General features: G+C 76.1%; 8 protein-coding genes. 5 read left to right on the top strand and 3 right to left on the bottom strand.

The window, feature by feature from the left end:
• The first annotated feature begins 396 nt into the window (after positions 1-396).
• Together ACYQBY_RS11280 and ACYQBY_RS11275 are read left to right on the top strand one after the other, a co-directional pair.
• Positions 397-1830: a hemolysin family protein gene (locus ACYQBY_RS11280; RefSeq protein WP_459643953.1), complete on the top strand. Its 1434-nt coding sequence runs from the start codon at positions 397-399 to the stop codon at positions 1828-1830.
• Positions 1827-2879, top strand: a complete 1053-nt coding sequence (locus ACYQBY_RS11275) for a hemolysin family protein (RefSeq protein WP_459643952.1) — start codon at positions 1827-1829, stop codon at positions 2877-2879. Before ACYQBY_RS11280 ends, ACYQBY_RS11275 begins: the two co-directional genes overlap by 4 nt.
• Positions 2880-3229: 350 nt before the next feature.
• On the opposite strand, the gene ACYQBY_RS11270 is transcribed toward ACYQBY_RS11275, so the two are convergent.
• The 3 genes from ACYQBY_RS11270 to ACYQBY_RS11260 all read right to left on the bottom strand — a co-directional run bounded on the left by ACYQBY_RS11270 (position 3230) and on the right by ACYQBY_RS11260 (position 8172).
• Positions 3230-5479: a diguanylate cyclase domain-containing protein gene (locus ACYQBY_RS11270; RefSeq protein WP_459643951.1), complete on the bottom strand. Its 2250-nt coding sequence runs from the start codon at positions 5477-5479 to the stop codon at positions 3230-3232.
• A 235-nt stretch (positions 5480-5714) separates the two neighbouring features.
• The gene (locus ACYQBY_RS11265) at positions 5715-6482 is read right to left on the bottom strand and encodes a hypothetical protein (protein WP_459643950.1); all 768 of its coding nucleotides are present in this window, start codon (positions 6480-6482) and stop codon (positions 5715-5717) included.
• Between the two features lie 133 nt (positions 6483-6615).
• Positions 6616-8172: a methyltransferase domain-containing protein gene (locus ACYQBY_RS11260; RefSeq protein ID WP_459643949.1), complete on the bottom strand. Its 1557-nt coding sequence runs from the start codon at positions 8170-8172 to the stop codon at positions 6616-6618.
• 249 nt (positions 8173-8421) lie between these two features.
• Here ACYQBY_RS11260 and ACYQBY_RS11255 point away from each other — a divergent pair, with 249 nt between their 5' ends.
• Genes ACYQBY_RS11255 through ACYQBY_RS11245 form a run of 3 tightly spaced genes read left to right on the top strand, consistent with a single transcriptional unit; the run spans position 8422 to position 12924 of the window.
• The gene (locus ACYQBY_RS11255; protein ID WP_459643948.1) at positions 8422-10929 is read left to right on the top strand and encodes a hypothetical protein; all 2508 of its coding nucleotides are present in this window, start codon (positions 8422-8424) and stop codon (positions 10927-10929) included.
• Between the two features lie 4 nt (positions 10930-10933).
• Positions 10934-12178, top strand: a complete 1245-nt coding sequence (locus tag ACYQBY_RS11250) for a sensor histidine kinase (protein WP_459643947.1) — start codon at positions 10934-10936, stop codon at positions 12176-12178.
• Positions 12175-12924, top strand: a complete 750-nt coding sequence (locus tag ACYQBY_RS11245; protein ID WP_459643946.1) for a response regulator transcription factor — start codon at positions 12175-12177, stop codon at positions 12922-12924. The genes ACYQBY_RS11250 and ACYQBY_RS11245 overlap by 4 nt, the downstream gene beginning before the upstream one ends.
• The last annotated feature ends 90 nt before the right edge of the window (positions 12925-13014 follow it).

Raw genomic sequence — 13014 nt, 5'->3', positions numbered from 1 at the left:
CGCAGGCCCGGGGTCCGGTTCCCGGAGGCGGTACCGAGCAGCCCTGCAGACCACGGACCCGCGGGGCTGCTCACACGCGCGGTCCGCTGCCCTGTGCCGCGGGTACCGCCGGACGAGCACGGTGGCGCCCGGCCCCGGTCGGGTGGCGACGGGCACGCGGTCGCCGGAACGGCGGAACCCGCTTTGCCGGTGCTCGTCGAACGGTGGCACAGTGATGACCCGACCCCAGCTGGTGGGGTCGATGACGAGCGAGAGGACCTGCGCCGCCGTGCGCGACGACGCAACGCCAGACCCCCCGTCCACCGACACCGAGGCCGACCCCGGCTCATCAGAGCCCTCCAGACCTCAGCGCTCCACCACAGTCCGCTCCCGACCGGGGTGGAGGTGGAGCGCGCGATGACCGAGGTGCTGCTCCTCCTGGCCTCCCTGGTGCTGATCGCCGCGTGCGGGGCGTTCGTGGCCGCGGAGTTCGCCTTCCTGACCGTCGACCGTGCCACGGTGGACCGCGCCGCCGAGGCCGGTGACCGCGGCGCCGCGGGTGTGCAGCGGGCACTGCGGACGCTGTCGACGCAGCTGTCCGGCGCGCAGGTCGGCATCACGATCACCAACCTGGCCATCGGCTTCCTCGCCGAGCCGGCCATCGCCGGGCTCGTCGGGCCCGGTCTGCGGTCGGCGGGCCTGCCGGCCGGCGCGATCCCGGCGGTGTCGGTGACGCTGGCGCTGGTCGTCTCCACGCTGCTGACCATGATCTTCGGTGAGCTGGTCCCGAAGAACCTGGCCATCGCCCGGCCCCTGGGCACCGCCAAGGCGGTCCAGGGCTTCTCCCGGGCCTTCGTGACCGTGATGGCCTGGCCGATCCGGTTCCTCAACGGCGCGGCGAACGTGATCCTGCGGCGGGTGTTCCGGGTCGAGCCGCAGGAGGAGCTGGCCTCGGCCCGTTCCGCCGACGAGCTGCTGTCGCTGGTCCGCCGCTCCGGGGAGCAGGGCACGCTGGAGAGCGAGACCGCGGTGCTGGTGCAGCGCACTCTGGCCTTCGCCGAGCGCAACGCCGCCGACGTGATGACCCCGCGACCGCGCCTGCACACCCTGGGGGCGGAGGAGACCCTGCTGGACCTGCTGCGGGCGGTGCGGTCCACCGGTCGCTCCCGCTTCCCCGTGCTCGGTGAGGGTCTGGACGACCTCGTCGGCGTGGTGCACGCCCGCGCCGTCCTGGGGGTTCCGGAACAGCAGGCCACCTCCACCCCGCTGCGTGCCGTGGCCCAGGCGCCGGTCCTGGTGCCGGAGACGATGGACCTCGACGACCTGCTCGACGTCCTGAAGAACTCCTCCCTGCAGCTCGCCGTCGTGGTCGACGAGTACGGCGGCATCGCCGGGGTGGTCACCCTGGAGGACCTGGTGGAGGAGATCGTCGGTGAGGTCGTCGACGAGCACGACACCGAGACCGCCTCCGTGCGCGAACTCGGCCCCGGTGAGTGGTCGGTGTCCGGACTGCTCCGCCCGGACGAGGTGGCCCGCCACATCGGTGTGCCCCTGCCGGAGGAGGAGGGCTACGAGACCGTCGCCGGCCTGCTCACCTCCCGTCTGGGGCGCCTCCCCGTTCCCGGGGACTCCGTCGAGGTGCCCGTGCAGGGCCGCGTCGACCTGGACGAGGACCCCGGCGACGACCAACCGGGCGAGCGGGTCCGAGGACTCCGCCTGACCGCGGAATCGGTGGACGGCCTGCGTGTCGCCTCCCTCCGCGTCCGCGCCCTGCACGAGGCGCCGCTCGGCGCCCGCGAGCGGCCCGGGGACCACCACCACGAGCAGCAGCGGAACGGGGAACACCGATGAGCGACACCGTGGCGATCGTGATCGCCGTCGTGCTGCTGGGCCTGAACGCCTTCTTCGTCGGCGCGGAGTTCTCCCTGATCTCCGCCCGGCGCACCGTGGTCGAGCCGCAGGCCGCCGCGGGCAGGCGGTCCGCGCTGACCACGCTGAGGGCGATGGAGAACGTCTCGCTGATGATGGCCTGCGCCCAGCTCGGCATCACGCTGTGCTCCCTGGGCCTGGGCGCCATCGGCGAGCCGGCCGTGGCGCACCAGATCGAACCCCTCTTCGCCGCCCTGGGTGTGCCCGAGGCCCTGCTGCACCCGGTGGCGTTCGTCCTCGCCATGTCCGTCGTGGTGTTCCTGCACGTCGTCCTGGGCGAGATGGTGCCCAAGAACATCGCCCTGGCAGGCCCCGAGCGCGTCGCCCTGGTCCTCACCCCGCCGCTCGTCCTCACCGCGAAGCTGCTCCACCCGGTCATCTGGCTGACGAACTGGATCGCCAACCACCTGCTGCGGCTGGTGGGGGTCGAACCCAAGGACGAGGTGACCAGCGCGTTCACCCGCGACGAGGTCGCCGCCCTGGTGGAGCAGTCCCACCGCGAGGGTCTGCTCGACGAGGGCGAGGAGAAGCTCACCCTCGGTGCCCTCGGTTTCGCCGACCGGACCGCCCGGAGCGTCCTGCTGCCGCTGGCGGAGCTGACGACGGTTCCCGCGGACGCCACCGTCGGGGACGTGGAGCGGGCTGCGGTCGGCTCCGGCTACTCCCGCTTCCCCGTCCGCGACGCCGCCGGTGGTCTCGCCGGGTATGTCCACATCAAGGACGTCCTCACCGTCGAGGAGGACGTCAGGACCCGGCCGGTCCCGGCCCGCCACGTCCGCCCGCTGACCACCGTGGCGGCCGACGACCGGCTGCGCACCGTCCTGCGCCGGATGCAGCTCAGCGGCGCCCACCTGGCCCGGGTCCTCGACGACGGGCGTCTCCTCGGCGTCGTCGCGCTCGAGGACGTCCTGGCCGAACTGGTCGGTGAGGTCCGGGCCAGCACCGCAGGCCCGGGCGGCAGGTCCGCATGAGCCGGGCAGGTGGCCGAGGGATCCGCCGGGCCGCGGGAGCGGTGCGTCCACGTGCTGGTGCAGCGCCGTAGGACCTGTGCCCGAGGTGCCCCTGATGCCGCGCCCACCCCCGTCAGCCCCCTCCCACCGACTGCCGGACAGTCACGGCGGCACCACGTCGAGCACCCTCCACACCCCTGGACCGGCTCGTGCTGCGCAGGTCCGGGGTTCGACCTCCCGAGGCGGTTCCAAGAGCCCCGCAGGTCACGGACCTGCGGGGCTCTGCTGTGTCGTGGGACCACACCGGCAGTGCCTCCGGCCGCGCGGGGTCCGCTTCGCTGTGACCGCGTCCCTCTCGCGCCGGCCGTGGTTCAGCTGGTCCTCTTCGCCCGGTACATGCGGGCGTCGGCGGTCTCGACGAGGGCGGCGGGGTCGCTGCCGTCACGGGGTGAGAGGGCGGAGCCGATGCTGGCGCCGAGCCGCACGCTGCCCCCGGCGATCTCGACGGGCACCTCCAGGGCGGTGTGCAGGTGCTCCACCACGCGCTGCACCGCCGTGTCCCCGTCCTGGGGCAGGCCGGGGAGCACCAGGAGGAACTCATCACCTCCCAGGCGGGCGAGCAGGTCTCCCGAGCGCACCACGGACTGCAGCCGCCGGGCGGCGAGGATCAGCACCTGGTCACCGCCGGAGTGACCGAACCGGTCGTTGACGGTCTTGAACCCGTCCAGGTCGATGAAGACGACCCCGACCCCGGCCCCGGACCGTGCGCTGCGCCGCAGTTCCAGGGCGAGGCCCTCCAGCACGTTGGCCCGGTTGGGCAGGCCCGTCAACGAGTCGTGGTACGCCAGGTAGGCGGTGCGCTCCTCGCGGTCGACCCGGTCGCTGACGTCGACCTGGTTGCCGATGAAGTGGGTGAGGCGGCCCTGCGCGTCGTGGACGGGGCTGATGGTGACCTCGTTCCAGAAGCTGCTGCCGTCACGGCGGTAGTTCACCAGCGTCACCCGCACGTTGCGCCCGGCGCGGAGCCGCCGGGCGATGACCCGGACCTGGGTGGGGTCGGTGCCCGGTCCCTGCAGCAGACGGCAGTTGCGGCCCACGACCTCCTGCCGGGTGTAACCGGTCAACTCCTCGAAAGCGGCGTTGACGTAGACGAGCGGCATGTCCGGGGCCCGGGCGTCGACGATGACGATGCCGTTGCTGGCCGTCGAGATGGCCCGGTCCAGCAGGGCCGGCAGGTCGGCGGGGGAGACACCGGGCACCGACGTCGCCCCGCCCACCGGCCCCGGCGGACGCGCTCCCGGTTCCCCGCCGCCGGGGGTGGCCGCGGGCTCGGGAACCGCGCCGGCAGCCGGCCCGGGTCCCTGGCGCCGAGGGGGCGTGCGAGGACCGGCGGCCCGTGCCTGGACCTTGGCCATGAGCAGGCGGGCGGCGGCGATGACCTGGTCCCGGTCGTAGGTGAGCACGTACTCCATGTGCCGCGGCTCACCTCGGCGCTGCGCGGCACCCGCCCCACCGTCGACGCGCTCACCGCTCGGCGCGCGATGGGGTGCGCGCACGTCGCGGGCGGCGAGGGCGGCGGCGAAGTGGGGGGAGACCACGGTGACCACCCACTCCTGGCTGAGGGGGTCGCTCTCGTGGATGGCCGTGCCCAGCACGCCGGGGGCGGGCTCGGAGCGGATCCCGGGAGCCAGGATCGCGGTGAGCGCGGTCACCTCGGCCAGGGACTCGTAGCGGCGCAGGGTGGCGGGGGTGAGGAAGTCGGCGTGCTGGAAGGAGGCCAGGACGACGGTCGTCTCGTCCATCAGCATCGCCTGCCGCTCCACCTGCCGGGTCAGGGGCGCCAGCAGTGCCGGGGTGGTCGGCTGTGCCGGCACGCTGCGGCTGATCAGCTCGAAGGCGGTCGTGGCGAGCCGGGGTCGCGCCGGTGCGGGGGGCAGCTGCAGCGAGGCGTCCCAGTTCCGGGGGAGGGGGCCGGGGTGGGCGAAGTACCAACCCTGCCCGAGCCGGGCACCCGTGCTCAGCGCGCGCTGCAGGTGCTCCGGTGTCTCGATGCCCTCGGCCAGCACCAGCGCACCGGAGCGCTGGGCCTCGGCGTTGACGGCGTTGATGATCGCCGCGGCGTCGAGGGTGGGCCGGGCGCGGACCAGGGCGAGGTCGAGCTTGATGACGTCGGGGTGCAGGAACGGCATGAGCGCGAGCGCCGCCGGCTCGGCACCCACGTCGTCCAGCGCCACCTTCCAGCCCAGTTCCCGCACGTGCTGCACCCCCGCCAGCAGCTCTGCCGGCTGCCGCAGCAGGTCCCGCTCGGTCACCTCGACGACCACCTGCACCGCGGGGGACAGCTGGGCCGCCAGAGCCGCCAGCGCACGGCTGGAGAGCGCAGCCAGGGTCGCCGGCTCGACGTTGACGAAGATCGTCGCATCGGCGCCGAGTGCCGTCGCCGATCCGATGACGCACCGCATGCAGGCCTCGTCCAGGTGCAGCACCGCTGTGGGCCCCGCCTCGCCGGCGGTGGCGAAGAGTTCTGCGGGGGAGATGTTCACGCCCCCGCGTGTACCTCGGACGAGACCCTCCACGGCGACCACCCGGCCGGTGCGCAGGTCGATGATCGGCTGGTACACCCCCCGCAGCTGGGCGCCGTCGGACGACCCGGGGGCCTCGCCCCCTCCGCCCGCAGCGTCCGGAGCGAGCCGTGGCACCGGATCAGCCATCGGTTCACGCTCCTCCACGGCCGACGTGCCGTTGTCCCCACCTCACCATAAGGACATCCACGACCACGGCGCGGCGGAGCCGGCCCGGACGGCGGGAGAGCCGGTCGGGTCGCGTGCCGGTCCCGGGTGTTCCCGACCCTCCTGCTCAGCCCGTACGGCCGAGGAGCCTGCCGGTCCGGCGGGCGGCCTTGCGGATCCCCGCCCTCTCGTCCAGCCAGCCGCCGGCGACGCCGACGACGGGGAGCTTGCCGATCGCGCGGGTGAGGAGGCCACCGCGCGGGCGCTCGTCGAGGAGGTTCTGCACCTCGAAGAAGGCCCGGGCGAGCCGCCAGACGGTGCGGGCCGCCCGCTGGGCGCCGCGGCCGAGCGTCGCGGCGCGGCCGCTGTCGTCCCGCTCCTCCCCGCCCTCGGCGTCGAGGCGGTGCTCGCTCTCCTCCGGTGCGGGGATGGGCGCGGCGACGGAGCGCACGTCGCGGTCGAACAGGACCTTCGCCAGGAGCGGCACCCAGTCGGCGGGTTCGGTCCGGCCGTGCTCGCGGGCGGTGGCGCAGACCGCCAGCCCGGCCGCGGAGGCACCCAGGGCGGCCTGCAGCGGCACCCGGTCCGCCAGGGCCCCGGCGAAGCGGGGGGCGGCGGCGGCGAGCCCCGCGCTGATCCCGATCCGCGTCGTCCACCAGTCCACGCGCTGGGAGACGGGGCGGCTGCGCCACGCCGGTGAGGCGGGGGTGACCTCCCCGAGGGCGCGGTCGCGCAGGGCGTCGAAGGCGCGGGCGGGGAAGGAGGCGGTGGGCGGCGGGTCGTCGTCGAGGCCCAGCCAGCGCTGGGGGTCGCCGAGGATGTGGTCCACCATCCCGGCGTAGAGACCCAGGGCGCGCGTGAGCTGTGCGTCGCTGACAGCGGGGGTCCTGCTCATGTCCGGTTCTCCTCCTGGTCGACGCGTCGCCCGGAACGGCTGGGCCCCGGCGGACGGGAGCCACCCTCCGGTACGGGGGCCGGCCGCGCGAGTCCGACCGCCCGGGGCGTCCCACCCACGCCGGCCGGGCCCGCTACAGCGGCCGGCGCGCCACGAACGTGACGTGCGTGTCCGGCCACGGCACCTGCCTCCCGGTGGAGGCGTCGCGCAGTGCGGCTCCGGCCGAGAGCCGGTTCTCCACGAGCCACTCGTTGCGCCACGACCCGCTCACGGGCTCGACGGTGAACCCGGCGCCCTCCAGCAGCGCGACCCAGTCGGGCCACGTCATGTCGCAGAACCGCTCGTGGCACTCCGACAGCCAGCTGTCGACGTAGTCGCGGGTGTAGAGGAACTCCATCGCGGCCCGCAGGGTGAGCTCCGCGACGCCGTCCGCGACCCAGTGCACGTCGCACGCGCCGCCGGACAGCGCCGGGAAGTCCTGCGCGAACTGCACGAGGCGCTCCGCCGGCGACAGGGCGGCCACGTGCGCGGTGACGGCCTCACCCGTCCACCCGCCCAGGTCCACGGGCGCGACCCCCGCGCCGGTGTCGTCGAGCACGAGGTGCACGAGGCGGTCCCCGCCGGCCGGGCCCAGCACGTCCGAGCAGACCCACACGCCGCCGGGCGCGGTGTGCTCGTGGATCCGCCGCGCCAGGAGTTCCAGGTCGTCGCGGCCCTCGCCGTAGCTGGCGATCTCGTGGGTCAGGGCGACGGTCAGCGTCGTGCTGACCGAGGCGACCGGGAACACCGCCGAGCGCAGCAGGTTCCGCTGCGCGAAGAAGACGTTCGGGTTCGCGAACACGCCCTGCGCGCGCCGGTGCTCGGCCTCGGCGACGAGGTGGCGGGAGACGTCGACGCCGTAGAGGTCGGACTCGGCGAGGCGCGGGTCGCGGGCCGCGCGCTCCAGGAGCCCGCCCGCCGCGCAGCCGAGGTCCACGACCCGGCCGGGCTCGACGAACGGGGCGAGGAGCTGCCACTTGCGGTCCGAGGCGTCGTCGAACGCCGCGGTGTAGCTGCGGTAGTCGCGCGTCGTGGTGAGGTCGCCCTCCGTCGAGACCGTGGGGTCGGCGTGGATCAGCGCGATCTGCGCGTCGAGCCGGTACCTCTCGTAGAAGCGCACGGCCTCGGGGTGGGCCAGGTCGCGCCAGCTCCGGTCGCCGGCGGCCAGGAGTTCGAGCACGTCCCACGGGCGGGCCGGGGCGTCCTCGTGCGCGTCCTCGACCGGGACGACGCGGAACCCCAGGTCGGCGTACATCGCGGCGACCTGCGGGGTCGAGCACGCCACGACCGTCTCGCCGGGGGTCGCCGTGACCCCGGTCGAGAGCTCGACGCTCGCGAGGACCGTGCGCGCGAACCGGGGGCTCGGCGGGACGTCGGCCACGGGGGCGACGAGGGAGGGGAGGCCCTCGACGGCCGAGACGCGCTCGATCATCGCCTCCCGCCGGTGCGCGGGGACCGGGTTGCGCCGCGTGCCGCTGTGGGTGGCCGAGGTGACCGCCCAGACGACGTCCGCGTCCGGGGCGCACCCGACCGGCGCGCCCGAGGAGTCCGCGAGCTCCCCGGCGAGCAGCGCGTGCAGGTACGCCGTCTGGAAGCGCGTCACCAGGTGGTGCCGGCCGGGGAAGAGGACGTGGCGGACACGCGTGGACATGCCGACCACCATGCCAGCCCCGCACGCCGGGCCCCCGGCGTGCGGGGCTGGCCCGCGCCGGTATCACGCCGCGCCCCCGCCCCCTCTTCCCGGGTACGACCGACCCGGGACGCACACGAGCGGATTCCCGGGTCGGCCGCACCAGGCGACGATCACGGATGTGCGGAACCGTTCCCGTCCGGGGGCGCGGCGGGCATCATGGCTGGCACGGCGGACGGGCTCCACCGCACGCCGCGACGGGGAGGCGCCATGGCGCAGGACGGGTCCACACCGCAGGCCACCGGGCCCGTCCCCCCGGGCGTGCCGGACGGGCGGTACCTCGGCACCACCGGGCGCTGGTGGGTGGAGCTGCGGGTCGACACCGCGGGCGGGGGCCTGCTCAGCGCGGACCTGCACACCACCGGCGCCGACGGCCGGGTGCGGCGCCTCAGCGGGCGCAGCAGCGGCCCGGCGCCCGCGGCCACCCGCAGCCCGCGCCGGCCGGTGCGCTGGTCCACCGGCGACGGCACCCCCCGGGACGGCTGGATCGCGCTCACCCCCTCCCCGGACGTGCCCGCCGCCGCGCTGGCGAGGTTCCACGTCGAGGGGGGCGAAGGGGAGGCGGTGACCGTCGCGGCCCGCGTCGCACGCACCGGCGGCCTGCTGCGCGACCTCGGCCTGGAGGTGGAGATCGAGGCCGGGGTGGAGGCGCCCCGGCGCGTCGTCGTCGACGGCGAGCACCTCGACGTCGAGGAGTGCCTGCGCCGCAGCGGTTTCGACGTGGCCCCCATCGGCTCGCCGGGCCGCGTCGAGGCCCCTGCCCGGGGGCGCTGGCACACCGTGGACGCGCTGGAGCAGCTGGGCAGGCTCCACACGACGATGGCCGGCAGCGCCCAGGCCCCCCTGGACGTCGCCGCCTGGGAGGCGCACCTGCTGCTGCTGTCGCGCTCGGACCGCGAGGGCCTGCTCGGGGTGATGTTCGACCTGGAAGGGCCGCTGCCCCGCCAGGGCGCGGCCGTCTTCCTCGACGAGGTGCGGGCGGGGCGGGAGGGCGCCGACGCCGACCGCCGCGTCCTGCAGATGCTGCTGCACGAGCTCGGCCACGTGCTGAACCTCCCGCACCGCTTCGCGGTGGGCCGCTGGGACTCCACGTCGTTCATGAACTACGACTGGTGCTACCTGGGCGGCCGCAACGCGGCGCAGTTCCAGGAGCACTTCGGCTGGTCGTTCGACGACGACGAGCTGGCGTTCCTGCGACACGGCCCCCGGGAGGCGGTCGTGCCCGGCGGCGGTCCCTTCGGCGCCGGCACGGACTGGGCGGACGCAGCGGCGGCGGGCACGGCGCCCGGTCCCGACGGCGGGGCGCCGGGGTTGTCGCTGTGGCTGACGCCCCCGGGCGGCGAGGGCCCCCTCACCATCACCGAGGGCGACCCGGTGTTCCTGGAGGTGTCCCTGGCCAACACCGGCGAGGACGACGTCGCGGTGCCCCGGCACGCGCTGGACGCCAAGGCCGGCCTCCTCGACGTCCTCGTCCTCCCCCCGGACGCGGCGCCCCAGGCGTTCGTGCCGGTCCTGCGCCGCTGCTACGCCGTCGGCGACGACCGGATCGTGCGGCTGCGCTCCGGGGAGTCCCTGCACGAGAACGTCAACCTCACCCTCGGCTCCGCCGGTGCTCCCTTCGACGAGCCGGGCCGCTGGCGCGTGCGCCCCGTGCTGCTCCTGCCGAGCGGTGGAGGCGAGCCGGACGGCACCGCGGTCGTCGGGGAGGAGCTGGAGGTCCTCGTCGAGGCGCGCGCGGCGGACGGGGACGGGGCCCTGGCGCGGCGGCCGGACGTCCGCACCGCCCTCGCGCTGGGCGGGACGGCCGGTCGCGGGGAGGTCCGCCGGACGCTGCAGGCCTACGCCGACGGTGCGGCGCCCGACCCGCTGAGGGCTGCCGCGCAACGGGTGCGCGGCCTGGAACTGGCCCGTGACGCCGGCGACCCCGCGGGGACGGCGGCGGACCGGATCGCGGCGGCGGACCTGCTGGAGGAGGCGCTCGACCGCGGGGAGGACGTGTTCGACCCCCACACCCGCGAGCACACCCGCCGCCTCGCCGCCCGCTGCCGGGCCGGCGCGGACGGCGCGGCGGAACCGCCGCGGGCCGTCGTCGAGTTCGCCACGGGTTCCGGCGATGTCGTCTCGATCGCGGCCGGTTTGCGCGGCAACGCGTCCGGGGCCGCGTGGCGCGTCCTCGTCCCCCTCACCGACCTGCCCGCGCCGCTGTCGGACGCGGTGGCCGGCGCGCAGGAGCTGCACGTCGCGGTGGTCCTGGCGCACCGCGACGGGCTGACCGAGCGCGTCGTCCCGGAACGGGTCGAGCTGCTCGCCCGGGCCGCCGGGGAGGCTCCCTGCCTGGCGGTGCTGGAACTCGCCCGGCCGGTGCCGGCGGCGCCCGCGACGCCGTTCGACGCCTCCCGCGCCGCGGGTGCGGGACAGGACGTCGCCACCGTGCTGGCGGAACAGGGGGTCGTGCCGGCCGGCTCCGCGGACGGCCCCCGTGCGGCGGAGTGGGCGGCGGCGGCGAGCACCGCGCTGGCCGGGCGTGCCGTACCCGCCCCCGCGGTGCCGGTGGTGCGGCCGCAGGTGCTGCGGGACCTCGGCGACGTCGGCGCCTGGGTGTGCTGGTTGATCCGCATCTGCGGCGAGGACGAGCCCGACCGGTTCCGCGGGGACCGGGATCGCTACCCGTGGCCCCCGCCGCGACGGGGGCAGCCCCCCGCGCAGTCCGCGGGGTGAGGCGGTGCGGACGCGCGCCCGCGGGGCGGACCGGCTCCCGTCCCGGCTGTGGGCGACGCCGACGGCAGGGGCGGACGCGGCGCTGGCCGCCGTGCTGGCTGCGGCGGACCTGGTGCTGTTCTCCGCGGTCCTGCCGTCGCAGTCGTGGTGGCAGCCCGCCTACCTGGCGCTGGGTTTCGCGCCCCTGACCTGGCGGCGGCGGGCACCAGGGGCGGTGTTCGCCGCGGTGTGGCTGCACCTGCTCGGCGCCGTCCTGCTGGTGCCGGACCACCTGCCCGTCCTGGCCCTGCTCGTCGCGCTGGGAACCGTCGCCTCCCGGCTGCCGCGGCGGGCCGCGGCGGCGGCGCTGCTGCTGGCGATCCTGCTCTACGTGCCGGCCTCGATCGGGTCCGAGGTGCGCAGCTTCGACCCCGCCGACCCCGTCGGCGCGGCCGCGGTCGTGGCGGTCATCCTCGTCCTCCTGCTGTGCACCGCGACGGGTCTGGGGATGTGGGCGGGGAGCGGGCGCCGCCGCGTCGCGTCCCTCGAGGCCCAGCGCGAGCGCGCCGCACAGGAGGCGGTGGCCGCGGAGCGGCACAGGCTGGCCCGCGAACTGCACGACGTCGTCTCCCACTCGGTGAGCATCGTGGTGCTGCAGGCGGCCGGTGCCCGCCGCGTGCTCGCCACGGACCCCGCCCGCGCCGAGCGCGCCCTCGCGGAGATCGAGAGCCTGGGCAAGGAGTCCATGAGCGAGCTGCGGCGCCTCCTCGGCGTGCTCCGCGACGGGGCCCTGGCCGAGGGGGCTCCGGAGGAGTCCGGCGAGGGCGGTCTGCACGGGCGTCCGGGACTGGCGCGCCTGCCCGAGCTGCTCGAGGGGTTCCGCGGCGCCGGGCTCGTCGTGCGCCGCGACGTCGTGGGCCGGGCCGTGCCCCTCGACGGCAGCGTCGACCTGTCGGCGTACCGGGTCGTGCAGGAGGCGCTGACGAACGTGCGCAAGCACGCGGGTGCCGGCACCTCCGTCCTCGTCCGCGAGGTCTGGTCCGGTGAGGTGCTGCTCGTGGAGGTCGTCGACGACGGCGCCGGTACCGCCCCGCCGGAGGGGCTGTCCACCGGGTACGGGCTGGTCGGCCTGCGCGAGCGGGTCCGGGCGGTCGGAGGCCGTTTCGAGACCGGGCCGCTCCCGGGAGGCGGCTACCGCGTCAGCGCCGTCCTGCCGGTGCGGGCCGAGACGGCCCCGGCCGGCCGGCGCGCGCGGGCGGAGGCCACGTGACCGCGCGCCCCGGTCCCACCGGCCCGGCGCCCGGCGCCCGCGTGCGGGTCCTGCTGGCCGACGACCAGCCGCTCGTGCGCGCCGGCCTGGCGATGCTGCTGGCCGCGGAGCCGGACCTGGAGGTGGTCGGCGAGGTCTCCGACGGGCGCGCCGTCCTCGACAGCCTCGACGCGCTGCGCCCCGACGTCGTCCTCATGGACGTGCGCATGCCCGGCATGAACGGGCTGGAGGCCACCCGCCTCCTCACGCGCGACCCGCCGCCGGACGAGCCCGACCGCATCGTGCGGGTCATCATCCTCACCACGTACCACGTCGACGAGGCGGTCTACGAGGCGCTGCGCGCGGGCGCGTCGGGTTTCGTCCTCAAGGACGCCGCCCCCGACGAGCTGGTCTCCGCGATCCGCGCCGTGGCGGCGGGGGAGGCGTGGCTGGACCCGGCCGTCGCCCGCCGCCTCCTGGCGGACTTCGCCTCCCAGCCGCAGGCCGCCGCGGCCGCACCGGGGCGCCTCGACGTGCTCACGCCCCGGGAGCGGGAGGTCCTGGCCCTGCTCGCGCACGGGCTCTCCAGCCAGGAGATCGCCGCCCACCTCGTCATCGGTGGCGCCACCGTCAAGACGCACCTGGCGCGGGTCCTGGTGAAACTGGGCCTGCGCGACCGCGCCCACGCCGTGGCGCTCGCCTACCAGGCCGGGCTGGTGCGGCCGGGCGACCCGCTGCCGCCCGCCCCGCGCCGCGGCCGGGCCTAGGCCGTGTCTCGTCGGTTCCGGACGGCAGCACACCTCACCACCGGCACGATCTCCCCGCGCCGGGCACGGCCGTCCGGCCCGCCCCCGCGG

This window comes from Kineococcus anabasis, assembly GCF_054590795.1.
The sequence above is the reverse complement of the archived record's forward strand: the minus strand, read 5'-3'. Positions and strand labels throughout refer to the sequence as shown.

What these genes read in the sequence shown, in the direction of transcription:
- ACYQBY_RS11260 (WP_459643949.1), bottom strand. Translation starts at nt 8,172, where the DNA reads ATGTCCACGCGTGTCCGCCACGTCCTCTTCCCCGGCCGGCACCACCTG.
- ACYQBY_RS11265 (WP_459643950.1), bottom strand. Translation starts at nt 6,482, where the DNA reads ATGAGCAGGACCCCCGCTGTCAGCGACGCACAGCTCACGCGCGCCCTG.
- ACYQBY_RS11275 (WP_459643952.1), top strand. Translation starts at nt 1,827, where the DNA reads ATGAGCGACACCGTGGCGATCGTGATCGCCGTCGTGCTGCTGGGCCTG.
- ACYQBY_RS11280 (WP_459643953.1), top strand. Translation starts at nt 397, where the DNA reads ATGACCGAGGTGCTGCTCCTCCTGGCCTCCCTGGTGCTGATCGCCGCG.
- ACYQBY_RS11255 (WP_459643948.1), top strand. Translation starts at nt 8,422, where the DNA reads ATGGCGCAGGACGGGTCCACACCGCAGGCCACCGGGCCCGTCCCCCCG.